Genomic DNA, 26365 nt, shown 5'->3' on the forward strand with positions numbered 1-26365 from the left:
ATGAGCCCGCTGCCCCTGCCCGGTCCGCTGGTCGACGTCCACTGGCTGGCCGAACACCTCGGCCATCCCGGCCTGGTGGTGCTGGACGCCTCCGTGGGCGACCACCGGGGCGAGCCGCCGATCACCGGAGCCCGGGTATTCGACCTGGACGGCGCACTCTCCGACCATGCCGATCCCCGTCCGCACACGATGCCGGACGCCGCGCAGTTCACCGCCGAGGTCCGTGCACTCGGGGTCGGCGACCGCAGCACCGTGGTGGTCTACGACGCCGCCGGCATCTACTCCAGCGCCCGGGCCTGGTGGATGTTCCGGGCGATGGGCTTCGACCGGGTCGCCGTCCTGGACGGCGGCCTCCCCGCCTGGACGGCAGCCGGGCTGCCCCAAGAGACCACCTCCGCCTCCGCAACCGCCACCGTCGGCGACTTCACCGCCGCACCACGCCCGGGCCTGATCGTCGACAGCGCCGCCGTCCTGGCCGCGCTCGCCGACGGCTCCTCGGCCGTGCTGGACGCCCGGACCCGGGGGCGGTTCGCGGGGACCGCCCCGGAGCCCCGGCCGGGCCTGCGCGGCGGGCACATGCCGGGCGCGTTCAACCTCCCGTTCGGGGAGTTGCAGACCGCCGGACGGATGCAGGACGCCGCAGAACTCCGGTCCCGGTTCGCCGAGTTGGTCGGCGAGCGGGAGCGGCTGGTGTTCAGCTGCGGCTCCGGCGTCACCGCCTGCGTGCTCGCTCTGGGCGCCGAACTGGCGGGCTACCGCGACCTCGCGGTGTACGACGGCTCGTGGAGCGAGTGGGGTCAGCCGTCCGACCTGCCGGTGACGATCTGAGCAGAACCCCACGGCTGCAAATCTTGGACTCAGTTACGCATATTCTCATCACCCCGCTGCAAGAACCTTGTGGTGGATGGTGCGAGGGCTCTACTGTCGCCTCACCCTCCCGGCGTCCGCGCGGCCCGGAGCGTCCCCCGGCGCGCGCAACCTCCCACCAGAGACAGGCACCTGATGTCACGGAACATCACCAGAGCGGTGGCCCCGCTGACCGCCGCCGTCATCGGCCTGAGCCCCGTGCTCACCGGTACGGCGTTCGCCGCCCCCGCCCCCGCGCCCGCCCCCGTGGTCACCCGGGCCGGCCTCGCCCCCGCGCTGGTCGCGGGGCGGGGGGCCAGGGTCGACTTCGCCGAGCAGGAGGCGGAGCACGCCGCCACCGACGGCACCGTGATCGGCCCGGACCGGACCGCCTACACCCTGCCCGCCGAGGCCTCCGGCCGGCAGGCGGTCAAGCTGACGCCCGGTCAGTACGTCGAGTTCACCCTGCCGAGCGCGGCCAACGCGCTCACCGTCCGGTACAGCATCCCGGACGCTCCGGACGGGGGCGGGATCACCGCCCCGCTCGACGTCACGGTGAACGGCCGCGACCGCCGCACCATGACGCTGACCTCGCAGTACTCCTGGCTCTACAACCAGTACCCGTTCTCCAACGACCCCAAGGCCGGTCTGCTGCACCCGGACTGGTGGATCACCGAGTGCTCCTGCGTCCCTGCCGCCACCACCCCGGCACCGGAGATCGCCACCCCGTTCCGGCCGAACCACTTCTACGACGAGCAGCGCCTGCTGCTCGGCAAGAAGTACCGCGCGGGCGACCGGGTCCGCCTCACCGTGCCGGCCGGGAGCAAGGCCGCCTGGACCGTGATCGACCTGCTGGACTCCCAGCTGGTCGCCGCCCCGAAGGTCGAACTCGCCGCCGCCAACGTGCTGCTGTTCGGTGCCGACCCGACCGGGCGCCGGGACTCCGCCGACGCGATCGACCGCGCGATCGCCTTCGCCCGCCGGGTCGGGCTCAAGGTCTACCTCCCGCCGGGCACCTACCAGGTGAACCGACACATCGTGGTCGACGACGTGACCGTGGTCGGCGCGGGCAGCTGGTACACCGTCGTCAAGGGGCACCAGGTCGACCTGGCCACCCCCGCGCCCGACGGCTCGGTGCACACCGGCGTCGGCTTCTACGGCAAGGACGCCGCCGCCGGGGGCAGCCGCAACGTCCACCTCTCCGGCTTCACGATCGAGGGCGACGTCCGCGAGCGGATCGACACCGACCAGGTGAACGCGATCGGCGGCGCGATGAGCGACTCGACCATCGAAGGGCTGTACCTGCACCGCACCAAGGTCGGCCTCTGGTTCGACGGGCCGATGACCAACCTCAAGGTGACCGGCAACGTGATCGCCGACCAGATCGCCGACGGCCTCAACTTCCACACCGGCGTGACCGATTCGCTGGTCGCCGACAACTTCGTCCGCAACACCGGCGACGACGGTCTGGCGATGTGGTCGGAGAAGACCGGCAACGCCCGCAACACCTTCGACCACAACACCGTGCAGAGCCCGGTGCTGGCCAACGGCATCGCCCTCTACGGCGGCACCGACAACACCGTCTCCGCCAACCTGGTCGCCGACCCGGTCCGGGAGGGCAGCGCGATCCAGGTCGGCTCCCGGTTCGGTGCCGAGGCGTTCACCGGGCACCTGTGGATCACCGACAACACCACCGTCCGCTCGGGAACGTTCGAGCTGAACTGGAAGATCGGCCTGGGCGCGCTCTGGTTCTACGCGCTGGAGAAGGACATCAAGGCCGACACCCGGGTCACCGGCAACGCCTTCCTCGACAACACCTACAACGCCGTGATGCTGGTGGCCGACTGGCCGGTGAAGGACCAGTACTCGATCACCAACCTGCACTTCAAGGACCTGCGGATCGACGGCACCGGCACCTCCGTGCTCAGCGCCCGCGCGGCCGGCTCGGCGGACTTCGAGAACGTCGACGCCCGCAACGTCGGCGCGGTCGGCGTCAACAACTGCGGCACCTTCCACTTCACCCCGGCGGGCTCCGAGTTCGCCCTGACCGACCTGGGCGGCAACGACGGCGGCGGTACCACCGGCGCCTGGCTCGCGCCCTGGGAACTGCCCAACACCATCACCTGCGACGACCGCCCGCCGGTGGTCGCACCCCCTGCCCCGTCCGCCTGGTGAACGGGTAGCCTGGCCGCCCTGGTCCAAGGATCTTGCCACTGCTGAACGGGGTCGGACGTGGGCGTGACGCTGGGCGACGTGGCCCGGGAGGCCGGGGTGTCCCTGGCCACGGCCTCCCGGGCCCTGAACGGCTCGGCCCGGACGGTCCGACCGGAGCTGGCCGAGCGGGTCCGGGCCTGCGCGGACGCCCTCGGCTACCTGCCGAACGCGCCCGCCCAGGCCCTGGCCCGCTCCTCCACCGCCACGGTCGGGGTCCTGCTGCACGACCTGGCCGACCCCTACTTCGCCGCGCTGGCCCGGGGCGCCTGCGACGCCGCCGTGGCGGCCGGGCTGCTGCCGCTGGTGGTCAACACCGACGGCGACCCGGCCGCCGAGTTGCGCGGGGTGCGGATGCTGCACGCCCAGCGGGTCCGCGCGATCATCCTGGCCGGCTCCGGCTACACCGACCCGGTCGCCGCCGCCCGGCTGGACGCCGCCCTGGCCGAGTACCGGGCCACCGGCGGCTCGGTGGCGGCGGTGACCGACCACGGCCCCGGGTACCCCACCGTCCGACCCGCCAACCGGTCCGGCGCGGCCGAGCTGACCCGGGCTCTGCTGGCGCTCGGCCACCGGGAGTTCGCGGTGATCACCGGCCCGGACCGGCTCCGGGTGCCCGGCGAACGGCTGGCCGGGGTCCGGGACGCGCTCATCGAGGCCGGGCTGGCGCTGGGTGAACGGGCGGTCGTACGGACCGAGTTCAGCCGCGAGGGCGGGCGGCGGGCGATGGCCGGGCTGCTCGGTCCGCCGTCGCCCGGCCGACCCCTCCCCGACCGCCCCCGGCCGACCGCCGTCCTCGCCCTGTCGGACGTCTGCGCGGTGGGCGTACTGGCGGAGCTGCGCGCCCGCGGGGTCGAGGTGCCGGGCGAGCTGTCGGTGGCGGGCTTCGACGACATCCCGTTCGCGGAGGACCTGAGCCGTCCGCTGAGCACCGTCCGGATGCCGCTCGGCCGGATGGGCGCCGAGGCGGTCGCGCTGGCCCTTGAGGCGCCGGGGGTCGGGACGGTACGAACCGTCGAACTTCCGGTCGAGGTGGTGCTGCGCGGGACCACCGGCGCACCCCGGCACTGACGCACCGCCCCCCGTTCTCCTGGCCGTTCCGCTGCTCGGACCGTTGACGCCCGCTCGGGAAAGCGCTTACCGTCATGGCGCCCGGAGCGGAGCGGCTCCGGCCGGGCGTCGCCGCGCCCACCCCCACGGCGCCCAGCGGCCAGTTCGCCGTGCCCGGATCCCCCGTCCGGCCAGGAGGCCCCCTTGAACACCGTGCCGCCCAGCCCGCTGCTCTCCCGCCGCCGTCTCCTCCGACTCGCCACCGGTTCGGTCGCCCTCGGCGCCGTCCTGCTCGCCGCCGGGCCCGCCCGGGCCGCCGCCGACACCTACGACACCCTCCGGCTGCGCTGGCGCGACCTGCTCACCGGCACCGGCTTCGACCCCGCCGCCGAGCCGTACGCCGGCACCCTGCGCGGCCTCGGCGAGCGGGCCCTGGCCCAGTACACCGCGATGGCCCCCGGCCCCGGATCGCTCTGGCCCGACCTGCCGCTCGGCACCAACTCCGCAAACATCACCGGAAGTTACGTCAGGCTGCGGACCATGGCACTGGCCTGGTCCCAGCCCGGCACCGGCCTGACCGCCGACCCGGCCCTGGCCACCGCCATCGCCACCGGCCTGGACCACCTGCATGCCAACGCCTACACCCCGACCGCGACCGCGTACGGCAACTGGTGGGACTGGCAGATCGGTTCGCCGCAGGCCCTGCTCGACGTCTGCGTGCTGGTGCACGACCGCCTGACGGCCGCTCAGCTGACCGGCTACCTCGGCGCCGTCGCCCACGCCGTCCCCGACTCCCGGCTCACCTCCTACACCGGCACCAGCACCGGCGCCAACCGGGTCGACCTGTGCCGGGTGATCGCGCTCTGCGGCGTCCTGGGCCGCAACTCCGCCCGGCTCGGCGCCGCCTCCACCGCGCTCTCCCCGGTCTTCCCGTACGTGCTCAGCGGCGACGGCCTGTACGCCGACGGCTCGTTCGTCCAGCACACCTGGGTGCCCTACACCGGCTCGTACGGCGAGGTGCTGCTCGGCGGGCTGAGCAAGCTGTTCGCGCTGCTGGCCGGGTCGGCCTGGCAGGTCACCGACCCGCAGCGGCAGAACGTCTTCGACTCGATCGCCACCGCCTGGGCGCCGTTCCTCTACAACGGCCTGGTGATGGACGCGGTGGGCGGACGCTCCGTCAGCCGGGGCCGCCAGGTCGGCGACCTGCTCCAGCTCCAGCAGGACGACCACACCCGGGGGCACACCATCCTCGGCCACATCCTCCGGCTGGCCGACTCCGGTGCCGCGTCGGCTGCCCAGTCGGCCGGGTGGCGCGCCGCCGTGAAGGGCTGGATCACCCGCGACCAGTACCGCCCCTACCTCACCAACGCCTACCTCGACGTCCCCGAACTGGCCCGTGCCCAGGCCCTGCTGGCCGACGCCTCGGTCACCCCGGCCGCCGAGCCGGCCGGCGCCCGGGTCTTCGCGATGGACCGCGCGGTGGTCCGCCGCGCCGGCTGGGCCGCCTCGCTGAGCCTCTGCTCGGCCCGCACCACCTTCTACGAGACCGGCAACGGCGAGCACCTGCGCGGCTGGCACACCAACAGCGGCCTGTTGAACTGGTGGGGCTCCAACTACGGCAACGGCCAGTACTCCGACGCCTTCTGGCCCACCGTCGACCCGTACCGGATGCCCGGCACCACCGTCTCCACCAAACCGCTGGCCGACGCAGCCGGCGGCGCCTGGGGCGCGGCCCGGCCGGACAACGTCTGGGCCGGCGGCAGCACCGACGGCACCTACGCCGCCGTCGGCCAGGACCTGCGCGGCCTCTCCTCCACCCTCCGCGGGCGGAAGTCCTGGTTCCTGCTGGACGATTCGGTGCTCTGCCTCGGCGCCGGCATCACCTGCACGGACGGCGTCCCGGTCGAGACCGTGATCGACAACCGCAACCTCGGCGCCACCGGCACCCATGCGCTCACCGTGGACGGCGTCGCCCAGCCCACCACCCTCGGCTGGTCGCAGCAGCTGACCGGCGCCCGGTCGGTGGCGCTGACCGGCTTCGGCGGGTACGTGTTCCCGACCGGCACCTCACTCCGCGCCAAGCGCGAGTCCAGGACCGGCAGTTGGCACGACATCAACGGCAACGGGACCACCGAGCAGCTCACCCGGCGCTACCTGACACTCTGGTTCGACCACGGGACCGATCCGGCCGGGGCCGGGTACGAGTACCTGCTGATGCCGGGTGCCACCGCCGCCGCCGCGGCCGCCCGGGCCGCCGCCCCCACCACCACCGTGCTGGCCAACTCGGCCTCGGTGCAGGCCGTTTCGGACTCCGCCTCCGGCGTGACCGGAGCCAACTTCTTCGCCGCCGGGACGGCCGGTCCGATCACCGTCTCGGCGCCCTGCTCGGTCCTGTTCCGGGAGTCCGGCGGGACGCTCACGGTCACCGTCGCCGACCCGTCCCGGCTGGCCGCGACGGTGACGGTCACCCTCGCCCGGGCCGGCTGGACCTCGGCCGACACCTCTCCCGGCGTCAACGTGCTCTCGCTCAACGGCTCGGTCACCCTCCTGGTCGAGACCGGTGGCACCCAGGGCGCCGGACGCACCGTCACCCTGCGCCGGACCGGCACCGCACCGGCCGCCACCGCGACCGCCCTCGCCCCCGTCCGGGACGCCTTCGTCCGCGACGGCTCGTACGCGGACACCGCTTACGGCACCGCCACCACCCTCACCGTCAAGAACACCAACTCCACTGCCAGCGGCTTCGACCGGCGCGCCCTGCTCTCCTTCGACACCTCCGCCGTCCCCGGCACCGTCCGCCGCGCCGTCCTCTGGCTGCACGGCGCCGTCGCCGACTCCGGCGGCACCCAGACCACCCTCCAGGCCTTCGCCACCGCCCCCACCCCCTGGGCCGAGTCCACTCTCACCTGGAACAGCGCCCCCACCCCGGCCGCCGCCCTGGGCACCGGCCGGCTCTCCACCACCCCCGACTGGACCGCCCTCGACGTCACCGCCGCCCTCACCGGCCCCGCCACCACCCTCACCGTCTGGCAACCCCTCGGCGCCGTCGGCCTCGCCGTCAACCTCAACAGCCGCGAGCACCCGGCCGACCGGCCGTTCCTCCAGGTCATCAGCTCCTGACACACCGTCGGCCGGTGGGCCCCGCCACAGCTGGGCTCCACCGGCCGTCTCCCGGCCGACGGCGGGGGCTCCGTCAGGGGAGCGAGGCCTCGGGCTGCTGGGCATCGGCCGTCCGGCGTCCCAGCAGCCCCGCCAGGACCAGGCCGGCGACCACCAGTCCGGCCGTCCCGGCCAGGACGGTCTGCACCCGGTAGTCCAGCTCCGCCACCATCGCACCGCCCAGCAGCAGGGCCAGGCCGGTCGGGGCGTACAGCAGGGTGCCGGCGGTGGCGGCCACCCGGCCCAACAGCTCACCGGGGGTCTCGCGCTGAACCGCCGTCATGGCCGCGATCAGCGTGCACGGCAGCCCGAGCCCGATCGCCAGGCTGCCGCCGAGCACCACCGGCAGCCACGGGGTGGCCCGGGCCAGCACCCCTAGCGCGAACAGCGCGAGCCCGGCGGCGGCGAAGCCGCGCTCCGGCAGCCGCCGCATCAGCGGCCCGGCAGCCAGACCGGCCACCACCGAGCCGACCCCCTGAACCGGCATCAGGACACCCGAGAACGCCGGGCTCCGCCCCAGCCCCTGGTCGATCACCGCGAAGGTGGCCGAACTGCTCAGCCCCGCCAGCAGCATGGCCGTCCCACCGGTCAGCAGCAGCGGGCGCAGCACGGGGTGCTCGCGCAGGAAGCGCAGGCCCTCGGCGGTCTCCGCCTTCCAACTGCGCCGCTCGCGCGGGGCGGGTGCGCTCTCCCGGACCCGCAGGCAGCGGTAGGCCGCTGCGGCCAGCAGGAAGGTGAGGGCGTCGAGTGCGGCCACCGCCGGGCCGCCGTACGCGGTGAACAGGGCGGCGCCGACCGGTGGGGCGATCAGCTTCATGCCCTCCATCGCGGTGTGCACCAGGCCGTTGAAGTCGCCCCGGAGCTCCGCCGGCACCACGGTGACCACCAGCGCGGTCTCGGCCGAGTCGGCGAGCACCACTCCCCCGCCGACCGTGGTCAGCACCGCGAACAGCAGCCAGACGTCGTCCGCCGTGCGCACGGCCAGCGGTGCGGTCATGACCACCGCGAGCGCCAGGTGGACCGCGACCAGCAGCGGGCGGCGGCGGACCCGGTCCGCGAACGGCCCGATCAGCGGGCCGAGCAGGGTCGGCAGCCAGAGGCCCAGGCCGACCAGCGCGGCGAGCGCGTCCGAGCCGGTGAGCGTCTTGACCCAGATCCCGGCGGCCAGCGCCATCGCGGTGTCCCCGAAGCCGGAGAGCACCACCCCGCCCAGGTAGAGCACCGCGTTGCGGTCGCGCAGCACGGTGGCCAGCTGTCGGCCCATCAGTTCCCCCTCGCGGTCCGGCGATCGCGCACACCCTACCCCCAATGACTTGCTTGGGGGTAGGGCCGACCTGCCCCGTCTCTCCCGCACGGTTTACTGGCCTGCATGACCGAGACCGATCCGGTGCTGCGCGCACTCGCCCATCCGCTGCGACTGCGGATGCTCAGCCTGATGTGGCCGGGGCCGATGTCGGCCGCCGAACTCGCCCGCGAACTGGACGTCTCGCACGCCCTCGCCAGCCAGCACCTGCGCCGCCTGGACGCGAGCGGCCTGGTCGAGCTTGCCGAGGAACGCACCCGCCGCGGCGGCCGGGAGCGCCGCTACCGCACCGTCCGCGGCACCCCGCTCTCCGACCGGCAGGACGCCTCCCCGCTGCTCGCCGAGACCATGGCCGGCGCCCTCCGCGAACGGGCCGCCCGGCGCGCGCCGCAGAGCGAGGGCGTCACCGTCGACGCCGAGCTCTGGCTCGCCCCCGAGGCCTGGCAGGACATCAGGTCCCGGCTGGCCGCCCTCGCCGACGACCTGCACACCGCCGCCCGCCCCGCCCACACCCCCGGCACCCACCCGGTCGGCGTCAGCCTGATGGCCTTCCCCCTCGACGACGGGCCCCGCACCGAGGAGGCCTGACCGCCACGGCGGCCGAAGCCTCCCGAAGCCTCCCGAAGCCGGCGGCCCGGGCGGCGGCGCGGCCCTGACCCACCGTTCACGGCACCGGGCGGCGGGGTGCGGACGAGGTGGGCCGACCGCGTTGGTGCGGCGGCAGGATCAGGTCGGCGGGCGGCCGGTCGGCGGCCAGTACGTCGATCCACTGGCGGGCCCAGTGCGCCCCCTGGTGTTCCGTCGGCATGGCGGCGTAGCCCTGTTCGATCTCGCGCCGGGCCTGGGCGGTTCGGCCCAGCGCGAGCATCGCCACGCCCCGGCGCAGGGCCAGCCAGCCGGGGGTGTACCAGTAGGCGCCCACCGGGAGGTCCGCGTAGTCGATCCGTTCGGCCAGCCGGTCCGCTTCCAACAGGACGCGGTCGGCTTCACGGGTCTCACCCGCGTGGGCGAGGGCGCGGGCCTGCTGGCCCGCGTCGTAGGCGCGCAGGGCGGGGTGGGCGCCGGTGTCGCGACGGGCGGCGCCGAGCATGCTCGCCGCCGCGGCGGGGCTGCCCCAGACCAGTTCCAGGACGCCCCGGTAGCTCATGGTGCGCTCCAGCCGGTCGGGGGCCCGGGATTCGTAGGCGTAGGCGACCGCGCGGTCCAGCTCCGCCTCCGCCTCCGCGTACCGTCCGGCCAGGAAGTGGCACCAGCCGAGGTAGGCGGCGCCCATCGCGGCCGCGCCGATCGCCGAGGGGCGCAGGGCGTACGGCGCGTTCCTGGCCAGCTGGACGGCAGCCCCGGTCCTGGCGGCCACCATGGGCGTGACGTCGGCGGAGGAGGAGGTGTCCTCCAGCTTGCGCAGGTGGACCAGGCCCGACTCCAGGTGGGTGATCGTGGTCCGGTCCACCAGGTCCGGCCGCCGGGCCTGGAAGGCGGCCCGGTCGGGGTCGGCCGGGATCAGGGCGGCCAGCGCGCCGCGCGCCGCGAGTGCCTGGTCGAGTAGGCGGGCCAGCGCCGGGTCGGGCGTCCGGGTGCCCGATTCGATCCGACTGACGGTCGACTGCGACACGAACACCCGTGCCGCCAGCGCAGGTTGGGACAGGCCCGCGCGCCGACGCAGGAGCCGCAACGTCCGTCCGAACGGCGTCATGCCGCCTCCGCGCTCCACCCGGGGTCTTCCTGACACGCCGACCGCCGCCACCGCACGCGGTGGGCCGCCGGGGCGGGCACCGTGCGGGGAGACGGTCGGGGTCGAGTCTGGTCCCCGGCGTGGACCCTTCGCAGGCCCTCGACGGACTGTCACTCGTGCGGGTGAGGCCGGTCCGCGTCGACCCGGCCGGTGGTGAGAGCTGGGCGGTGGGTGGTGGGCGGTGGGTTCAGCGCAGGACGTAGCGGCGGGACTGCCGGTGCCAGTCGAAGGCGCCTCTGATCACCGCCTGGACGCCGTCGGCGAGGTAGCCGTCCACCCGGGCCCGGTCCGGGCCCGGCAGGGCGAGGTACGCCCGGCCGGAGGTGAGCCGGAGCCGGTCCCGCTCGAAGCGCCCGAGCAGGGCGGCGACCTCCTCCCGGAGGAGCGCGACGGCGGTGGCGGTGGAGCAGTCCCGCTCGTGCCGCAGCAGCAGGACGGCGTTGTTGAGCTCGCCGGCCGCGCACTCCTTCTCGACCGAGGCGATGTCGTTGTCGATGATGACCAGGTCGCACGCGAGGGTGCGCAGCGCCGCCAGGGCCGGATGACGGTGCATCAGGTCCGGCACCTCGGCGTGCCGCACCCGCTCCCCCAGGTCGAGGGTCGGCGTCACACCGATGGTGTCCCGGCGGATGCCGAAGTACTGCCGGACGGAGTACCTGGTGCGGTCCCGGCGTCCCACCGCCTCGGCGATGTGGCCGGTGAAGTACTCCCGCCAGGCCCGGGCCGAGCGCTGCCGCCACTGCCGGGACATCCCCTCACAGCTGCGGCGCCGCAGGTCGGCGAAGGCGCACAGCATGGGATCGGTCGCGGCTCCGCCCGCGAGCACGTCCAGCAGCGAGCGGACGGTGCACCGGACCCCCTGGGGGTCGTGGCCGGGCGGCCCGTCGAAGGTGTCGTCGAACAGGAAGAACCAGCTCTGCTGGTCCACCCCCAGGTCCAACTCCGTTCCGGTGGCCGGGGGATGGAACCTCGCGGCCAGGCCGGCGTAGTCGCCCCGGGCGTGCCGCTCGGCGGCGCTGTCGGTCGGCAGCAGTCCGTACGAACGGGGCCAGGCCAGGTGGGTGTCCCTGGCACGCTCGTGGTCGAGGCTGATCCGGCTGGGGAACGGGATCGGCAGGTCGACGTCCTGGGGCACGGCCGTCACATCCCCTCGGCCGGCACGGACCCCGGGGTCCGCTCGGCCCGCTCGATCGGCTCGATCGGTTCGGCCCGCTCGATCGGCTCGGTCCGTTCGGTCAGCAGTACGCGCAGCCCCCTCGGCCGGAGCGAGACGGCGGCCACCGGTCTGGCGTCCGAACCGGGGAGCTCCTCCCACTGCCAGCGGGAGACGAGGGTGGCCAGGATGACGACGGCCTCGGCCAGGCCGAACCGCTCGCCGATGCACCTGCGCGCCCCCGCCCCGAACGGGATGAAGGCGGAGCGCTGCGGCCGGCCGGGGGCATCGGGCGCCCAGCGGTCGGGGTCGAAGCGTTCGGGATCGGGGTAGAGGTCGGCCCGGTGGTGGATCAGGTACGGGCTGTAGAGGACCGTGGTGCCCGCCGGGACGGCGTACTCGCCCAGCATCGCGGGCCGGGTGGTCAGCCGGCTGAAGATCCATCCCGGCGGACGGATGCGGAGCGCTTCGGTGACGGTGTTCGTGGTCAGCGGCAGGGCCGCCACGTCGCCACTGTCCATGGGCCGCCCGTCCAGCCGCAGGCCGTCGACCTCCGCCTGCAGGCGCTGCTGGAGCTGCCGGTCGGCGGCCAGGAAGTGCACCGCCCAGGCGAGTACGACCGCCGTGGTCTCGGAGCCCGCGATCAGGAAGGTCACCAGCTGGTCGCAGATCTCGGCGTCGGTGAACGGGACCTCCCCCGGGCCGCCGGGCGCGTCCGGCCCGGGCAGCAGAGCGGAGAGCAGGTCGGCCCGGTCGGTCCGGCCGTCGGCCCGGCGCTGCGCCACCACCTCGGCCAGGGTGCTCCTGAGCCGGGCCCGCGCCCTCCGGTGGCGCAGGTTGGCGGGCACCGGGAGCCGGGACAGCAGCGATGGCAGGACGGCCTGCGCGTACAGGCCCTTCAGGATGGTGCTGTAGTCCTCGACCGCCTGCCGGATCCGACTCTCCGTCAGCGCGTCCGAGAGCATCGTCCCGACCAGGGTGCGGGTGGTCAGAGCCAGGAGTTCGACCAGCGGGTCGAACGGTCCGGCCGCGCTCCAGGACCGGGCGGCGGCACCGGCCTGCGCACTCATGGTCCGGACGTGGCCTTCGGTCAGTTCCCGGCCGAACGCCGGCTGGAGCAGCCTGCGCTGGCGGCGGTGCTGCTGATGCGGGCAGCTGACCAGCCCGTCGCCGGTGATCTCGCGGATGCGGTCGTAGAGCGCCCCGCCCTTGTCGTACACTCGGTCGTCGAGCAGCACCGTCCGGGTCAGTTCCGGGTCCGTGACCACGAGCGCTTCGAAGGGGCCGAGCCGGACCGGGACCACCCCTCCTCCGGCAGGCAGGGCGCGGAGGAATCCGAGCGGGTCGTGGGAGAGCCGGAAAGCGGTCCTGAGGGTCTCCCGGGTCGTCCGGAAACGGTCGGTCGGCTTGGGGTTCGAGATACGCACGGTGGTTCCTTCCCGATGACCACGGCACACGAGAGGTGTGGAGGAACTCACCCGTCCGGGCCTGGGAACTTCTCCGCCGGAATACCTGTGGGGCCGATTTCGCACGCAATTCGGTGGGCGCCTCGAAAAGGACCCTAGGAACAACTCCCGCACCACCACAAGAAATTCAAGGCGAACGGAATAGTATTCCGCCGGGCGCCCGCCAGGACCGACCAGCTCCCAGCAGCCGGCGGTCCCTCCTGGCCTCGTTCGCCGCGCCCGTGCTTGACTGCCCGTCATGTCGTCGACTCTCGGAGCACCCAGACCCGATCAGGCCGCCTACATGCTGCGGGCCGCCGCCGGCGAGGCCGGCCGCGCCTACAAGCAGCGCCTGCTCGACCTGCTGGAGATCCGGCCGGGCCAGACCGTGCTCGACGCGGGTTGCGGGCCGGGCACGGATCTTCCGCACCTGGCCGCCCTCGCCGGTGCGGACGGCACGGTGATCGGGGTGGACCACGATCCGGCCATGCTCGACCAGGCCCGTCGCCGGGTGGACTCGCTGCCGGGCGTGGAGCTCCGCGCCGGAGATCTGCACGCGCTGCCGGTGGCACCGGGGTCCGTGGACCGGGCCAAGATCGACCGGGTCCTGATGCACGTCGCCGATCCCGCCGCCGTCCTCGGGCAGCTCCACCTGGCCACCCGCCCCGGCTCCCGGATCGCGCTCGCCGAACCCGACTGGGACACCCTGGCCGTCGACGCGGACGACCTCGACACGAGCCGCGACTTCACCCGCTACACCACCTCGGACGTGGTCCGGAACGCCACCGTCGGACGCAGCCTCGCCAGGCTGGCCGAGCACGCGGGCTTCACCGTCGAGACCGTACTCACCGCCGCACCGGTGTTCCGCGACTTCCAGGACGCCGACCACACCCTGGCATTGGGCCGCAACCTGCACCGGGCCATCGACGCCGGCCGGATCGAAGAGGCCCGCGGCCGCCGCTGGTTCGCCGCACTCGCCGAGGGCCCGTTCTTCGCCACCTTCACCCTCGTCACCGTCATCGCCACCCGCTGACCGGGGCTCCGCACCCCGGCCGACCTACACGGCGAGCGGTGGCGTCGGCCGGGATCCCAGTCATGCACGAAGCTTTTGGTTGCGGGCGCCTTCGTTGCCGGTACCCTCGCCCGATGCGAATCCTGTTCACGTTCATCGGTGGCAGCGGTCACTTCCGCCCTCTCATCCCTGTGGCCCGAGCAGCTCAGGCCGCAGGACACACGGTCGCCGTTGCCGGCTCGGGCGGGAGGGGTCCCGAGATCGCGGCCGCCGGATTCACTGCGTTCGCCACGAGCGAGCCGCGCAGACCGGCGGAAGCCGCGGAGCGGGCGACGGTGGAGACACCCGATCCGGCAGCGGACATTCGGGAACTCGCCGAGGGGTTCGCCCGGCGCGGGGCACGTCGGCAGGCCGCAGCAGTCCTTGAACTTGCCCGTGCGTGGAAGCCCGATGTCCTGGTGCGTGACGAGGTCGACTTCGGCACCGCGATCGCAGCCGAATCGCTCGGACTCCCCTGCGCGACTGTCCTCGTGCTCGCAGCCGGGGGCTTTCTGCGCAAGGAAGTCGTCGCCGAGCCCCTGCACGAGTTGCGATCCGCGCACGGCCTGCCATCGGACCCCGAACTCGCCGTGCTGGAACGGGGCCTGGTCCTGTCGCCGTTCCCGCCGAGCTTCCGAAACCCGTGCTTCCCCTTGCCGGCCCGCACCTTCTCGTTCCGACCGACAGCCACCGTTCCGGCCGACACCACGCCGCGCACACCCACCGTGTACTTCACCCTCGGCACCGTGAACAACACCACTGACCTCTTCTCCCGGGTCCTGGCCGGACTCCAGGAGCTTCCCGTGAACGTGGTCGTGACCGTGGGCGAGCGCGTCGACCCCGCAGATCTCGGGCCGCTGCCCGACCACGTCCGGGTCGAGAAGTTCGTTCCGCAGGAACTGCTGCTGCCGCAGTGCGATCTGGTCGTCTCGCACGGAGGCTCCGGCACCCTCATGGGAGCCCTCGCCCACGGCCTGCCGTCGGTCCTGTTCCCCCTCGGCGCGGACCAGCCGTACAACGCGCAGCGGTGCATGGAACTCGGTACCGCCCGAGTTCTGGACCCGATCACGGTCACCTCGGAGGAAGTGCGCATGACGGTATCTGCTGTGCTCGCCGACGCTGACTACCGCCGAGCCTCCGAACGGATCCGGGAGGAGATCAACGCGCTACCGGGACCCGAGCAGACCATTCCCCTGCTCGAAGGACTCCACCGGTCATGACGGCCTGCGCGGATGGGAGGAGGGAGTCCAAGGTCGCTGCTTGAGGACCGACTTGGACTCCCTCCGCACTGGCCGGAGGGGCTCAGTACGGGTACTGCGCCAGCCACACGCGCTACTGCTGCGCGTTGCCGCTGCACCTGTACGGCCTACCGGTCGCGTTCGCGCCGACCGGAGCAGAGGCCGATGAGCGTGAGCGGCTGCTTGACCTGCTCGCCATCGAGCCCCGGCTCACCGCCAGAGCAGATCATCCAGTACTCCGGTGTGACTTCGCGATCATGTCGGTCTCGCGGCCTACTGTTGCTGGTCATGGGCTACGACGTGTACATCACCCGCCGTGAGAACTGGTGGGATGAAGAGGGCCAGGACATCAGCGCGGCGGAGTGGGAAGCGGTGGTCGCAGCTGCTCCCGGCCTCATGGCGGTTCCGCTGTGGTGGAACGCCGGGCGGATCGTGTCCAAGAACCCGAGCGATCCGGTGATCGCGACGATGAGCGAGCTGGCGAAGGCCCTGGGCGCGCGGGTTCAGGGCGATGACGGTGAGTACTACGACGCCTGATACGTACGGATCGTGCGGTGGCCGCGGGCCATAACGAAGCCCCTGATCGAAGACGGCCTTGTTCCCGACTCAGCCCAATCAACTGCCGTTCTTCGGCAGTGAGTTCCTGTATCAGCTCCGGCGTCAGGCAGGCCGGAGGCGGTCCCGCACCTCCGGCCGCAGCTCGAACCCGGCCGCCCGGTAGGTGGCGATGCCGCCGACGTTGGAACTCGGCGTGCACACGCGCACGCTCGACGCGCCCAGTTCCCGCAGCGCGGCCGCCCCGGCCAGGGTGATCGCCCGGCCGTAGCCGCGGCCGCGGAAGTCCCCGTGGACGCCCATCGGCTCGACCAGCCCCGGCCTGCCCGGGCCGGCCGACCACACCGTCACCACCGCCGCCACGCTGCCCTGGTCGTCGTAGGCGCCCAGGCAGCGGGCGTCGGCGTAGAACGGTCCCGCCGACATCGCCTGCCAGTACGCGCGCGTGGGCCGCGAGGTGGCGAACGCCGACCGCAGGACGTCCGCGAAGTCCTGCGCCCGCTCCGGGCCGATCGGCTCGATCCGCACGCCCGGGTCCTCCACCGGCTCGGTGAGGTCGCGGAAAAGCGGCGTCCACGGCTCGTCGACGCCCCAGCCCTCCTGGCCCAGCAGGTCGTGCAGCCGCAGGCCCAGCGGCGCCTCGACGGACACGGCCCCCTCCGGCAGCACGCCGCGCTCGGGCAGCGACAGGTCCTCGACCAGCCGTCGCGCCAAGTCCCCGTCCTGGAAGGCATCCGGAGCGACCGTCAGCCGTACCAGCGTCGGCGAGTCGATCATCCCGACCGCGAGGATCCGCCCGTCCCGGCTCCAGGTCCGGAGCACCGCGGCCGTCTCGGCCGTGCCGAACCGGTAGTTCCAGCCGATGTCCCCGGAGTGCAACTGCATCGGCGCTTCGTCGTCCTGCCACTCCCGCACCGAGGCCATGGCCCCGCGCACCCCGTCGGCAGTCGGCGTACCCAGCACAATCGTCATGGTCCGGATCAGACCGCGAATCACCAAGCCCCGCAACCGATTTACCCTCCGGCGGCCGCTCCGGTCGGCCGTGTCGGTGGCTGCTCGTAGCCTGGCGGCCGTCGGGCAGCGGGTGCCCGGTTCGGGCGCGGGGCGAGGAGCCGGTGTGAGCGTGGACTTCTTCTGGCGGCGGGTCTCCGGCGAGGTGCCGGCTGCGCGGTCACCCAGGGAACTGGCGGCGTTGGTGCCCTACTGGTCCGACCCGGAGTTCGACCCGCTCCGGGCGGCCGGCCTGGTGCTGGGCGTCGAGCGCAACGGCTACCTGATGCACTGCGCCCTCACCGCTTTCGGCAGTGCGACCGGCCCCGCTCAACTGCCGGTTTTCGGCGGCGAGTTCCTGACCGAGGGCGAGGAGCACCCCGAGTACGGATTCGTCGGCACCGAGCTGTGGGTGCTCGATCCGCCCGGCGTCCGGGAGGCCGCCCGCTTCCTGCGGGACCTGGACATCGAGACCTGCGTATGGACCCAGGACAGCGCCCTGGCCCTGGAGGTGAACACGCCCGGCTTCGCCCGCCGCTGGGACGCGGACCGGGCGGAGTCGCTGGTCGAAGACCTCGCCGCCCTCCGCACGTTCTTCCTCGCTGCCGCAGAAGCGGGCGACGCGGTGGTCAAGTTCGAGTCGGCCTGAACGAACGCCTCCGCTCGACGCCGCGTGGCGGCGGACGCTGTCAAAGACCGAGCCCGACCCCGCCGTCGCCCTTGTAGTCCGACCCACCGCCGCCCGGGCCGTCCTCGTCCTCGAAGAACGGCGCGCCCGCGCAGAACACCGCCGCCAGGTACAACGGCAAGGCGATGAAGTAGGACCAGACATAGCGATGATGAGCGACCTGGATCATCAACAACGTGGCGATCCCCGCCAACACCAGCCCCAGCACAATACCGAGGATGCGTCTGACCACGTCCGCCCCCACCCTTCGCCAACCGGGCCCACCAACCGTTCCCCTACCGATACCCGCCCAGCACCCTCAGCACCCCCGCCGGCACGGCGGACACCCCGGTGGTGACCACCTGGCCCCCGCCGCTCCGCACCGACGGGGTTGGCTCGGGAGGGTCCGGCGGTTCTCGGCGAGCGGGGGTACGTCGCCGGTTCAGCCGACCTCGGTGAGCACGTGGCCCGGTGTCTCGGTGCCCGCGTCGGCGGTCCGTCCGCCGTCCGGGCCCCAGGCACCGGCGGCGCCGCCGCCCACGCCGTCCTCGTTGGTGCCGAGGACGTTGCCGAGCACCACGTGGAGGCCGAACTCCCGGGCCCGCACCGGATAGACCTGCTCGAACGAGTCGTTGTCGGCGGAGAGCACCGAGCTCGCCAGATAGACCGTGCAGCCGTCGGCGGCGGCCCGCTCGGCGAGTTCGGGGAAGCGGTTGTCGTAGCACGTGGCCAGCGCGAACCGGGTGCCGTCCAGCTCGAAGCGGCCGTCCCGGGCGCCCGCTGCGAAGACCTCCTGCTCGATGCCGTACAGGTGCTGCTTGTCGTAGCGGGCGAGGAGTCCGCCGTCCGGACCGATGACGAGCGAGGTGACCGCGGGCCGACCCTCCGCCGTGTGCACGGGAGCATTGACGACCGCCGCCGCCGAGACGGCGCGGCACGCCTCCCGCACGGGTTCCAGGCGGGCGTCGTCCTCGGTGAGGACCAGGTCGGGGAGGTCCCGGATCAGCGTCGGCTCGTAGCCGGTCACGGCGAGCTCGGCGAAGACGACCATGCGGGCGCCGTCGGCCCCGGCGGCCCGGATCAGCCCGGCGATGGTACGGACGTTGGCATCGATGTCCCCGGCGACCGGGGCGAACTGGGTGGCTGCAACGATCATGGCCTACATCATCGCCGCCAACCGGGCCACAGGAAACCCCGGGTCCCCTCACCAGCAGTACGGGCACCCGACCCGGTCGATGCCTGCCCGTGAAGTGGCGATCTCCGAAGCCGACTTGGCGCCGCTCGTGCACCTGCCGGCCACCCACCGGCCGCTACCCGGCCAGGGGCCACCCGATCACCTGGTCGAGCCGGAGGCCCCGGAGCACGGCGTGCTCCAGTCTGACGCCGGTGGCGTCGGTGCGGCCGTACGGCGGGGTGCCGGTGAGGACCAGGCCGAGCCGGGCATCCGTCAGGTCCGCCGCCCGGAGGTCGGCGCCGGTCAGGTCGCAGCCGGCCAGCCCGGCTCCCCGCAGGGAGGCGCCGCCCAGATCGGCGTCGCGGAAGTCGCACAGCTTGAAGTGGCAGCCGTCGAGCGTGGCTTGGCGGAGATCGGCCCCGCGGAAGGTGCAGCGCGTGAACCACAGCGGCTGCACGCGCACCGCAGCGAGGTCCGCACCCTCGAAGGACTGCCGCTCGACGGTGGCGTGCCGACGGCGCGAGACGAGGAAGTCCCTCGGCGCCACCGGTCGTCCCGGGCCGGACACCGCTAGCCGGCCACCGGTTCGGCCACCGGTTCGGCCGCCGCCTCGAACTGCTTCCGCAGCGGCGCCGCGACCGGCGTGCTGACGAACCATCCGATCAGGAACGACAGCGGGGTGCCGACCAGAGCCGCCGCGGCCCAGACGCCGCTGCCCGAGGCCACGGCCAGCGACAGGGTCACCAGCAGCATCACGCCGCTCGCCGCACCGCCCGCCACCGCGCTCGCGTGGGCCGGACGGTTCCAGACCGTCTGCGGCGAGAACGCCAGCGCCACCCCGACCGCCGTACCGGGCAGGAACCCCACCGACGCACCCGACGCGACCAGCGCGAGCGCCGTCCCGAGCCGGCTCAGCAGCCCGCCGTCTCCGCTCGCCAACCCGAAGCAGGCAAGCACCAGCGCGGGCACCGCCCCCGGCAGTACACCGAACAGCACGCCGCGCAGCACGACCTTGAACCGGACTCCCATGTTCCCCCCTCGTGAGACGGCACGACCATACTCACGACCCGGGCCAGGGGTCCCACCACCCTGCCACCTGCCGGACCGGGGCGGTACCTTGAACCGGTGGACGACCTGGTGATCCCCGCAGCAGGCATGACGCTCAGTCTCCGGACCCGGCAGGACGTGGTGATCGTCGACCCGGAGCGCTTCCTGGCCGCGGCCCGGGCCGCGTTTCGCGAGCTCTATCCCGAGGCCACCGAGGAGGAGCTGGCCGAGAACGTCCGCGATGTCCGGGACGCCGCCTTCGTCCTGGTGGAGCGGCACGGCGGGTTGACCGCCGACGAGCCGGGCCCGCCCGGCCTGCTCCCCGGACGCCGGTTCCAGGACCGTCCGGACGGGCTCTCCCCGGCGGGCCGGATGCAGCACCTCACCCTCGGCGAGGCCGAACTGCTGCAGGACTACGGCTGCTTCCTGCCCGAAGATCCGTTCGCGCTCACCGTCAAGCGGGTCTGAGCGCCGAACCCGCTGACGATCAGCCGCACCGCGAGCGTCACCTCCCAGGCGAACACCGGCAGCGCCGCGAGCGACCCCGGCACCGAGACCTGCTCGTACACCCCGAACAGCACGGCGGTCGCGGAGGCGCAGATCAGCGCACCCCCGACCAGCCCCAGCACGGCGATGGAGCGGGGCACCAGCTTCGAGCGGTGCATCAGCCAGGCCAGCACCAGGGTGTTGGCGCCGAGGAAGAAGTTCGGCCCGAGCAGGAACGTCCAGTCGTGCACCGCCACCAGGGCCTGAGCGACCGTCACCAGCGCGCCGGCGTCGGCCGCTCCCTCCCGCCGCAGGGTCACCACCGCGAGCACGCTCACGATCCCGACCGCGATGACGGCCGCTTCGAGCAGGCGGCCGCAGACGTAGCCGAGCGCGGCCGCCCCGTTCTGCCGTTTGACCACCGGGTACAGCGCGACGCCGGTGCCGACCACGGCCAGGGCGAGCACGATCTCGGACAGCGCGCCCAGGAACACCCGGCCGTCGGCGCCGGGGCCGAGCACGTAGTCCCCGCCCTTCAGCACCGGACCGTACAGGCTCAGGCCGGCGACCGCGGCGACCTCGGTGATCAGGAACAGAACTCCCGTGACCACGGCGGTTCTTCTGGTGGAGCCCAGCGGAGCCATCGGCTTCCTCCCCTTCGAGACGTACGAGGTGTACGGCGTACACCTGCTGCGCCCAAGGTAGGCGTACGCCGTACACTCGTCAAGGGCCGACCGGCCCGCCCACCACCAGGGAGACAGAGATGGCCCAGCAGACCGGGACCACCGGCCGGACCCCGCTGAACCGGGACCGGGTGCTCGGCGCCGCCGTCGCGCTCGCCGACGGGATCGGCATCGAGGCGCTCAGCATGCGCAGGCTCGCCCAGGAGCTGGGCGTGGTGCCGATGGCGCTCTACAAGCACGTCGCCAACAAGGACCAACTCCTGGACGGCATGCTGGACCTGATCGTCGGTGCGATCGTCCCGCCGGCCCCGGGCACCGACTGGCGCAGCGCCGTGCGCCAGCGCGTCCTCGCCGCCCGCAGCGCGCTGCTGGGCCACCCCTGGGCCGCTCAGGTGCTCCAGTCCCGGGCCCGCCCGACGCCCGCCGTGCTCGCGCACACGGACGCGGTGATCGGCATCTTCCGCTCCGGCGGCTTCTCGGTCGACCTCACCCACCACGTGATGCACGCCCTGGGCAGCCGCCTGCTCGGCTTCACCCAGGAGCTGTTCGACGACTCCGCCGGTCCGGCCACCCCGCCGGCCCTCCCCCCGGCCGCGCTCCGCGAACTGGCCGCGCGCTACCCGTACGTGGCCGAGCTGGCCGCGGGCGCGACGCACGACCAGGGGTCCGTCGTGGGCCGGGGCTGTGACGACCAGTTCGAGTTCGAGTTCGCCCTCGACCTGCTGCTGGACGGCTTCGACCGCCTGCACCGGCAGGGTTGGACCTCAGGCGGCTGAACCCTCAGACCTGCGGCGGGTCGACCAGGCGGGTGCCCTCCATCAGCATCCCGGCCCGCTTCACCGCGCGCAGCTGCGGCACCACCTCGACATGCCGTACGCCGGGCATGGCGCCGATCCGTTCGGTCAGGAAGTGGTACAGCGCGTCGTTGTCCCGGCAGATGACGATCGCCACCAGGTTGGCCGCGCCGGTGATCGCGGCGGCGAACGGGATCTCGGTGCAGGCCGCCAACGCGGCGCCGACGTCCGCGAGCCGGCCCGGCTTCACCGTCAGCATCAGGGTGGCCTGGGCGTCGAACCCGAGCAGCCGGGGCTCGATCTCCACGTCGAAGAAGCAGGCGCCGCTCTGCCGCAGCTGGTCCAGGCGCCGGCGCACCGTGGACTCCGACAGGCCGGTGGCCCGGGCGAGTTCGGGGTAGCCGGCCCGGCCCTCCCGGGCCAGTACGGCGAGCATCGCCTGGTCGGCGTCCTCCAGCCGCAGGCGTTCGCCGGGTGCGATGTCGAACGTACCCTCCAGTGCCGCCACCTGATCGGCCGACAGCCGGTCGATGCCGCGCCAGTGCCCCGGCCCGCCGGTGAACATCCGCAGGATGCTGTGCGCGGCGACGGCGGTGACCCGGCGGGTGTGCGGCAGCCGGCGCAGCAGCAGCTCGTCGTGCGCCTCCTTGGTCCGGGCCTTGGTGATGCACTGGATCTCGGTGCCGCCGGAGTTGAGCGTCACCCAGGCGATGTCCGGACGGCGGGCGAGTGCGCCGGCCACCGCGACGGCGGCGTCCGGCGCGCACTGCAGCCGCAGCCAGGACTCCACCAGGCCGACCCGGTGACCCAGCGGCAGGCCCACCACCCGCAGGATGCCCGCCGTGCGCATCCGCCGGTAGCGCCGGATCACCGTCTGGTCGGAGACCCCCAGCACCTCCGCGAGCCGGCTGAAGGGGGCCCGGCCGTCCACCATCAGGGCCTGGATCAGGCTGTGGTCCAGTTCGTCGAGCTCGGCTTCCGTCACGGTATCCATCATGACAGGGGTCCGTGGTGTCGGAATCCGCCGGAAACCCGGTACTGAATAGGTGCAACGGGCCTGCCGATGGGAACTTCGGGGCATCCGAGGGCCGTCCGAACACGGACCGGCGCCGGACCGAGACAGGGAGAGACCGATGCGCAAGTGGCTGCCGCTCACCGCGGTGAGCCTGGGGGCGTTCATGCTGCTGGTGGACGTCACGATCGTGACCGTGGCGCTGCCCGACATGGCCACCGGGCTGCACACCACCTTCACCGACCTGCAGTGGGTGCTGGACATCTACGCGCTGGCGCTGGCCGCGCTGCTGCTGGGCGCCGGGTCGCTGGCCGACCGGTTCGGACGGCGCCGGGTCTACCTGGGCGGGCTGCTGCTCTTCGCCGCCGCCTCGCTCGCCTGCGGACTGGCCGACGGCGCCGGGCAGTTGATCCTGTTCCGGGGCCTCCAGGGGGTCGGCGGCGCGGCCATGTTCGCCACCACCATGGCACTGCTCAGCACCACCTACCAGGGCCGCGACCGGGGCGTCGCGTTCGGCGTCTGGGGCGCCGTCAACGGGGCGGCGGCCGCGGCAGGTCCGATCGTCGGCGGGCTGCTGACCGAGCACTTCGGCTGGCGCTGGATCTTCTTCATCAACCTGCCGATCAGCGTGCTCGCGGTGGCGGTCACCCTGCGCTCGGTCCGCGAGTCGCGCAATCCGCAGGCCCGCGGCCTGGACCTGCCCGGCCTGGTCACCTTCACGGTGGCGGCCGGGGCGCTGACCTTCGCGCTGATCCGGGGCACCGAGAACGGCTGGACCTCGGCCACCACGCTCGGCCTGTTCGGCCTCAGCGCGGTCTCCCTGCTGGCCTTCCTGCTGGTCGAACTGCGCAGCAGCCGGCCGATGCTGGACCTGAAGCTGCTGCGCAACCGCACCTTCACCGGGGTGCTGATCGGCGGCCTGCTGCTCTCCGGCGCGGCGTTCTCCTACCTCGTCTACACCTCGCTCTGGCTCCAGTCGGTGCGCGGTCTCGGCCCGGTGGCGGCCGGACTGGCGATGCTGCCGATGAGCGCGACCGCCTTCCTCACCTCCGCGCTGGCCGGGCGCCGGCTGCACGGGGCCTCGCCGCGCTGGACCATCGGGGGCGGCCTGCTGCTGATCGGCGGCGGTGCGCTGCTGCTGGCGCTGATCGGCCCCGGGTCGAGCTGGCCGGTCCTGCTGCCCGGGCTCGCGGTGACCGGCGTCGGGGTCGGCCTGGCCACCCCCGCCATGGCCGCCGCGGCGATGTCCGCCGTGCCGCAGGCGCTGGGCGGGATGGCCGGCGGCGCGATGAACACCGCCCGCCAGCTGGGGAACGCGCTCGGCATCGCCGTGCTCGGCGCGGTCTTCCAGGCCGGGCTGCTGCGGGAGCTGCGCGCCGGCCTCGGGGCAGCGGGCGACGCCCGGCAGGTGACCGACGCGCTGACTGGTGGTCAGGCGGGCGCGGTGATCGCGCAGACCGGGGACGGCCGGCGGGCGGTGGTGGAGCAGCTGGTGCACGCCGCCTTCGCGACCGGGCTGCGCGACACCTTCCTGGTGTCGGCGGGGCTCGGCCTGGCCGGCGGACTGGCGGTGCTCCTGCTGGTCCGCCGCGCGGCGCAGCCGGAGCGGGTGGCCGGGCCGGGCAGCCCGGCGCCGGCACTGGCCGACGCCTGATCTTCACCGCTTCTTGCATTGATCTGGCGTGTTTTTTCTCAGATTGCTTCGTCTATTGCAGCCTGGTGTCGGGCTGATTACGATCCCCGACTGAGCCGATGGACCGATGGACCGATCAGAGGAGACGTCAGATGGGTGTCACACGCCGGGTGTTCCTCCAGGCCGCCGTCGCGGTGGGAGCGGCGGGCTCCGTCGCACTCGCCGAGGCGGGCCCGCTCGCCGGGCCCGCCTCGGCGAGCGGGCCGGGCGACGTGGTCGGCAAGGTGACCGTCGGCTACCAGGGCTGGTTCGCCTGCCCCGGCGACGGCGCCCCGATCAACGGCTGGTGGCACTGGGCGCAGAACTGGGGCCAGACTCCCTCGCCCACCAACAACAGCATCGTCGCCTGGCCCGACGTCCGGGACTACGCTGCCACCTACCGCACCGCCTTCGGCAGCCTCGGCAACGGACAGCCCGCCACGCTGTTCTCCTCCTACGCCCAGCAGACCGTCGACGTGCACTTCGGCTGGATGAAGCAGTACGGCATCGACACGGCCGCCCTCCAGCGCTTCAACCCCACCGGCGGCGAGGGCCCCACCCGGGACGCGATGGCCGCCAAGGTGCGCAGCGCGGCGGAGGCCAAGGGCGTCAAGTTCTACGTCATGTACGACGTCTCGGACTGGACCGACATGCAGGCCGGGATCAAGGCCGACTGGACCGACAAGATGCGGGCCCACACCGCCTCCGCCGCGTACGCCCGGCAGAACGGCCGCCCGGTGGTGTGCATCTGGGGCTTCGGCTTCAACGACAACCAGCGGCCGTTCACCCCGGCGGCCTGCCTGGACGTGGTCAACTGGTTCAAGGCGCAGGGCTGTTACGTCATCGGCGGGGTGCCGACCTGGTGGCGCACCGGCGACCGCGACTCCCGGCCCGGCTTCGCGGACGTCTACCACGCCTTCGACATGCTCTCGCCCTGGCTGGTCGGCCGGATCGGCAACGTCGGCGACGCCGACAACTTCTACAACGTCGCCACCGTGCCGGACCTCGCCGAGTGCACCGCCCGGGGCATCGACTACCAGCCATGCGTCCTGCCCGGCGGCGTCTCCGCCCGGCAGCGGGCGCACGGCGACTTCATGTGGCGGCAGTTCTACAACATGGGCCGGGCCGGGGTGCAGAGCACCTACATCTCGATGTTCGACGAGTACAACGAGGGCAACCAGATCGCCAAGACCGCCGAGTCGCAGGCCTGGGTGCCGACCGGCTCGGGTTTCCTCGCCCTGGACGAGGACGGCACCGCCTGCTCCTCCGACTACTACCTGCGGCTCACCGGCGACGGCGGCCGGATGCTCAAGGGCCAGACCCCGTTGACCGCCACCCGCCCGACCCCGCCCGTGGTCGGCGGCGGCGGGGACACCGTGCCCCCGACCGCGCCCGGCGCCCTGCACGCCACCGCGGTCACCGACACCACCGCCGCGCTGGCCTGGACGGCCTCGGCCGACAACGTCGCCGTCACCGGCTACCGCGTCCGCCGCCTGGTCGGGGGCAGCCCGACCGTGGTCGGCACGGCGCCCGGCAACGCCGTCTCGTACACCGTCACCGGCCTGGCCGCCTCGACCGCCTACACCTTCGACGTCCAGGCCCTCGACGCGGCCGGCTCCGTCTCCGCCGCCTCGAACCAGCTCACCGTCACCACGACGACCGGGACTTCGCCGACCACCGACCTGGCCCTGAACCGGCCGACCAGCGAGAGCAGCCACACCCAGGTCTACGGCTCGGGCAACGCCACCGACGGCAACCCCGACAGCTACTGGGAGAGCGCCAACAACGCCTTCCCGCAGTGGATCCAGGTCGACCTCGGCACGGCGGCCGGGGTCCGGCGGATCGCCGTCGCCCTGCCGCCCTCGCCCGCCTGGGGAGCCCGCACCCAGACGGTCTCGGTGCAGGCCGGTGCCGACGCCGGGGCGCCGACCCAGGTGCTGGCCGCGACGGCCTGCACCTTCGACCCGGGCACCGGCAACACCGCGACGCTGACGCTGCCCTCGACCGTCACGGCCCGCTTCGTCCGGCTCACCTTCACCGGCAACACCGGCTGGCCCGCCGGGCAGGTGGCCGCCCTCCGGGTGTACGGCAGCTGAC

Annotated in this window: 24 protein-coding genes and 1 pseudogene; 14 read left to right on the plus strand and 11 right to left on the minus strand. The window is 73.3% G+C overall.

Going from position 1 to position 26365, the window contains the following annotated elements:
* The 4 genes from ABT118_RS08555 (at position 1) to ABT118_RS08570 (ending at position 7227) form a co-directional block, all read left to right on the plus strand.
* Entirely contained in the window at positions 1-828 is an 828-nt protein-coding gene (locus tag ABT118_RS08555) for a sulfurtransferase (RefSeq protein WP_350645988.1), read from the plus strand.
* A 174-nt stretch (positions 829-1002) separates the two neighbouring features.
* A complete protein-coding gene (locus tag ABT118_RS08560) occupies positions 1003-3021 on the plus strand; it encodes a glycosyl hydrolase family 28-related protein (RefSeq protein ID WP_350645989.1) in 2019 nt (672 codons plus the stop codon).
* Between the two features lie 57 nt (positions 3022-3078).
* Positions 3079-4128 carry a LacI family DNA-binding transcriptional regulator gene (locus tag ABT118_RS08565; protein ID WP_350645990.1) on the plus strand — a complete coding sequence of 350 codons (1050 nt, stop codon included), beginning with the start codon at positions 3079-3081 and terminating at the stop codon, positions 4126-4128.
* A 183-nt stretch (positions 4129-4311) separates the two neighbouring features.
* Positions 4312-7227, plus strand: coding sequence for a polysaccharide lyase family 8 super-sandwich domain-containing protein (locus tag ABT118_RS08570; RefSeq protein ID WP_502884502.1), 2916 nt, complete (start codon positions 4312-4314; stop codon positions 7225-7227).
* Between the two features lie 73 nt (positions 7228-7300).
* Here ABT118_RS08570 and ABT118_RS08575 read toward each other — a convergent pair whose 3' ends face one another.
* The gene (locus ABT118_RS08575) at positions 7301-8530 is read right to left on the minus strand and encodes an MFS transporter (protein ID WP_350645991.1); all 1230 of its coding nucleotides are present in this window, start codon (positions 8528-8530) and stop codon (positions 7301-7303) included.
* 105 nt (positions 8531-8635) lie between these two features.
* On the opposite strand from ABT118_RS08575, the gene ABT118_RS08580 reads away from it, so the two are divergent.
* Complete coding sequence (locus tag ABT118_RS08580; RefSeq protein WP_350645992.1) at positions 8636-9157, plus strand: ArsR/SmtB family transcription factor; 522 nt, start codon at positions 8636-8638, stop codon at positions 9155-9157.
* Between the two features lie 76 nt (positions 9158-9233).
* Here ABT118_RS08580 and ABT118_RS08585 read toward each other — a convergent pair whose 3' ends face one another.
* The 3 genes from ABT118_RS08585 to ABT118_RS08595 form a co-directional block, all read right to left on the minus strand.
* Entirely contained in the window at positions 9234-10262 is a 1029-nt protein-coding gene (locus ABT118_RS08585; protein ID WP_350645993.1) for a helix-turn-helix domain-containing protein, read from the minus strand.
* A gap of 226 nt (positions 10263-10488) precedes the next feature.
* On the minus strand, positions 10489-11436 hold the full coding sequence (locus ABT118_RS08590) for a terpene synthase family protein (RefSeq protein ID WP_350645994.1): 948 nt from the start codon (positions 11434-11436) through the stop codon (positions 10489-10491).
* Positions 11437-11441: 5 nt separating this feature from the next.
* Positions 11442-12881 (minus strand): cytochrome P450, encoded by a 1440-nt coding sequence (locus ABT118_RS08595; protein WP_350645995.1) that lies wholly within the window; start codon positions 12879-12881, stop codon positions 11442-11444.
* A 277-nt stretch (positions 12882-13158) separates the two neighbouring features.
* Here ABT118_RS08595 and ABT118_RS08600 point away from each other — a divergent pair, with 277 nt between their 5' ends.
* The 4 genes and pseudogenes from ABT118_RS08600 to ABT118_RS08615 all read left to right on the plus strand — a co-directional run bounded on the left by ABT118_RS08600 (position 13159) and on the right by ABT118_RS08615 (position 15725).
* Positions 13159-13932: a methyltransferase domain-containing protein gene (locus ABT118_RS08600; RefSeq protein WP_350645996.1), complete on the plus strand. Its 774-nt coding sequence runs from the start codon at positions 13159-13161 to the stop codon at positions 13930-13932.
* A gap of 113 nt (positions 13933-14045) precedes the next feature.
* A complete protein-coding gene (locus ABT118_RS08605; RefSeq protein ID WP_350645997.1) occupies positions 14046-15170 on the plus strand; it encodes a glycosyltransferase in 1125 nt (374 codons plus the stop codon).
* Between the two features lie 62 nt (positions 15171-15232).
* Positions 15233-15406 (plus strand): annotated as a pseudogene (locus ABT118_RS08610) (IS982 family transposase); the annotation flags it as partial.
* A gap of 70 nt (positions 15407-15476) precedes the next feature.
* A complete protein-coding gene (locus tag ABT118_RS08615) occupies positions 15477-15725 on the plus strand; it encodes a hypothetical protein (RefSeq protein ID WP_350645998.1) in 249 nt (82 codons plus the stop codon).
* 123 nt (positions 15726-15848) lie between these two features.
* Here ABT118_RS08615 and ABT118_RS08620 read toward each other — a convergent pair whose 3' ends face one another.
* Positions 15849-16715 carry a GNAT family N-acetyltransferase gene (locus ABT118_RS08620; RefSeq protein WP_350645999.1) on the minus strand — a complete coding sequence of 289 codons (867 nt, stop codon included), beginning with the start codon at positions 16713-16715 and terminating at the stop codon, positions 15849-15851.
* Positions 16716-16860: 145 nt separating this feature from the next.
* Between ABT118_RS08620 and ABT118_RS08625 the strand changes: the two genes are divergently transcribed.
* Positions 16861-17382, plus strand: a complete 522-nt coding sequence (locus ABT118_RS08625; RefSeq protein WP_350646000.1) for a DUF1877 family protein — start codon at positions 16861-16863, stop codon at positions 17380-17382.
* 40 nt (positions 17383-17422) lie between these two features.
* Here the strand turns inward: ABT118_RS08625 and ABT118_RS08630 are convergent, their stop codons facing one another.
* From ABT118_RS08630 to ABT118_RS08645, 4 genes are all read right to left on the minus strand, one after another.
* On the minus strand, positions 17423-17653 hold the full coding sequence (locus ABT118_RS08630) for a hypothetical protein (protein ID WP_350646001.1): 231 nt from the start codon (positions 17651-17653) through the stop codon (positions 17423-17425).
* A 189-nt stretch (positions 17654-17842) separates the two neighbouring features.
* A complete protein-coding gene (locus tag ABT118_RS08635; protein ID WP_350646002.1) occupies positions 17843-18556 on the minus strand; it encodes a carbon-nitrogen hydrolase family protein in 714 nt (237 codons plus the stop codon).
* Between the two features lie 154 nt (positions 18557-18710).
* Positions 18711-19121: a pentapeptide repeat-containing protein gene (locus ABT118_RS08640; RefSeq protein ID WP_350646003.1), complete on the minus strand. Its 411-nt coding sequence runs from the start codon at positions 19119-19121 to the stop codon at positions 18711-18713.
* 23 nt (positions 19122-19144) lie between these two features.
* Positions 19145-19603 carry a hypothetical protein gene (locus tag ABT118_RS08645; RefSeq protein WP_350646004.1) on the minus strand — a complete coding sequence of 153 codons (459 nt, stop codon included), beginning with the start codon at positions 19601-19603 and terminating at the stop codon, positions 19145-19147.
* Positions 19604-19699: 96 nt separating this feature from the next.
* Here ABT118_RS08645 and ABT118_RS08650 point away from each other — a divergent pair, with 96 nt between their 5' ends.
* A complete protein-coding gene (locus tag ABT118_RS08650) occupies positions 19700-20089 on the plus strand; it encodes a hypothetical protein (protein WP_350646005.1) in 390 nt (129 codons plus the stop codon).
* Here the strand turns inward: ABT118_RS08650 and ABT118_RS08655 are convergent.
* On the minus strand, positions 20035-20751 hold the full coding sequence (locus tag ABT118_RS08655) for a DUF4386 domain-containing protein (protein ID WP_350646006.1): 717 nt from the start codon (positions 20749-20751) through the stop codon (positions 20035-20037). The two genes, ABT118_RS08650 and ABT118_RS08655, sit on opposite strands and share 55 nt — an antisense overlap.
* 119 nt (positions 20752-20870) lie before the next feature.
* On the opposite strand from ABT118_RS08655, the gene ABT118_RS08660 reads away from it, so the two are divergent.
* Entirely contained in the window at positions 20871-21566 is a 696-nt protein-coding gene (locus ABT118_RS08660) for a TetR/AcrR family transcriptional regulator C-terminal domain-containing protein (protein WP_350646007.1), read from the plus strand.
* Positions 21567-21570: 4 nt separating this feature from the next.
* Here ABT118_RS08660 and ABT118_RS08665 read toward each other — a convergent pair whose 3' ends face one another.
* Positions 21571-22578 carry an Lrp/AsnC family transcriptional regulator gene (locus tag ABT118_RS08665; protein WP_350646305.1) on the minus strand — a complete coding sequence of 336 codons (1008 nt, stop codon included), beginning with the start codon at positions 22576-22578 and terminating at the stop codon, positions 21571-21573.
* Positions 22579-22717: 139 nt separating this feature from the next.
* Here ABT118_RS08665 and ABT118_RS08670 point away from each other — a divergent pair, with 139 nt between their 5' ends.
* Both ABT118_RS08670 and ABT118_RS08675 read left to right on the plus strand, forming a co-directional pair.
* Entirely contained in the window at positions 22718-24250 is a 1533-nt protein-coding gene (locus tag ABT118_RS08670) for an MFS transporter (RefSeq protein WP_350646008.1), read from the plus strand.
* Positions 24251-24381: 131 nt separating this feature from the next.
* Complete coding sequence (locus ABT118_RS08675; RefSeq protein WP_350646009.1) at positions 24382-26364, plus strand: discoidin domain-containing protein; 1983 nt, start codon at positions 24382-24384, stop codon at positions 26362-26364.
* The last annotated feature ends 1 nt before the right edge of the window (position 26365 follow it).

The organism is Kitasatospora sp. NPDC002040, assembly GCF_040296785.1.
Taxonomy (GTDB): Bacteria; Actinomycetota; Actinomycetes; order Streptomycetales; family Streptomycetaceae; genus Kitasatospora.

Bases quoted from the DNA above. Each gene is read 5' to 3' on its own strand.
- ABT118_RS08605 (WP_350645997.1), top strand. From the start codon at position 14,046: ATGCGAATCCTGTTCACGTTCATCGGTGGCAGCGGTCACTTCCGCCCT.
- ABT118_RS08575 (WP_350645991.1), bottom strand. From the start codon at position 8,530: ATGGGCCGACAGCTGGCCACCGTGCTGCGCGACCGCAACGCGGTGCTC.
- ABT118_RS08645 (WP_350646004.1), bottom strand. From the start codon at position 19,603: ATGGGAGTCCGGTTCAAGGTCGTGCTGCGCGGCGTGCTGTTCGGTGTA.
- ABT118_RS08655 (WP_350646006.1), bottom strand. From the start codon at position 20,751: ATGGCTCCGCTGGGCTCCACCAGAAGAACCGCCGTGGTCACGGGAGTT.
- ABT118_RS08635 (WP_350646002.1), bottom strand. From the start codon at position 18,556: ATGATCGTTGCAGCCACCCAGTTCGCCCCGGTCGCCGGGGACATCGAT.
- ABT118_RS08620 (WP_350645999.1), bottom strand. From the start codon at position 16,715: ATGACGATTGTGCTGGGTACGCCGACTGCCGACGGGGTGCGCGGGGCC.
- ABT118_RS08580 (WP_350645992.1), top strand. From the start codon at position 8,636: ATGACCGAGACCGATCCGGTGCTGCGCGCACTCGCCCATCCGCTGCGA.
- ABT118_RS08560 (WP_350645989.1), top strand. From the start codon at position 1,003: ATGTCACGGAACATCACCAGAGCGGTGGCCCCGCTGACCGCCGCCGTC.
- ABT118_RS08615 (WP_350645998.1), top strand. From the start codon at position 15,477: ATGGGCTACGACGTGTACATCACCCGCCGTGAGAACTGGTGGGATGAA.
- ABT118_RS08670 (WP_350646008.1), top strand. From the start codon at position 22,718: ATGCGCAAGTGGCTGCCGCTCACCGCGGTGAGCCTGGGGGCGTTCATG.
- ABT118_RS08555 (WP_350645988.1), top strand. From the start codon at position 1: ATGAGCCCGCTGCCCCTGCCCGGTCCGCTGGTCGACGTCCACTGGCTG.
- ABT118_RS08675 (WP_350646009.1), top strand. From the start codon at position 24,382: ATGGGTGTCACACGCCGGGTGTTCCTCCAGGCCGCCGTCGCGGTGGGA.
- ABT118_RS08600 (WP_350645996.1), top strand. From the start codon at position 13,159: ATGTCGTCGACTCTCGGAGCACCCAGACCCGATCAGGCCGCCTACATG.
- ABT118_RS08660 (WP_350646007.1), top strand. From the start codon at position 20,871: ATGGCCCAGCAGACCGGGACCACCGGCCGGACCCCGCTGAACCGGGAC.
- ABT118_RS08585 (WP_350645993.1), bottom strand. From the start codon at position 10,262: ATGACGCCGTTCGGACGGACGTTGCGGCTCCTGCGTCGGCGCGCGGGC.
- ABT118_RS08665 (WP_350646305.1), bottom strand. From the start codon at position 22,578: ATGGATACCGTGACGGAAGCCGAGCTCGACGAACTGGACCACAGCCTG.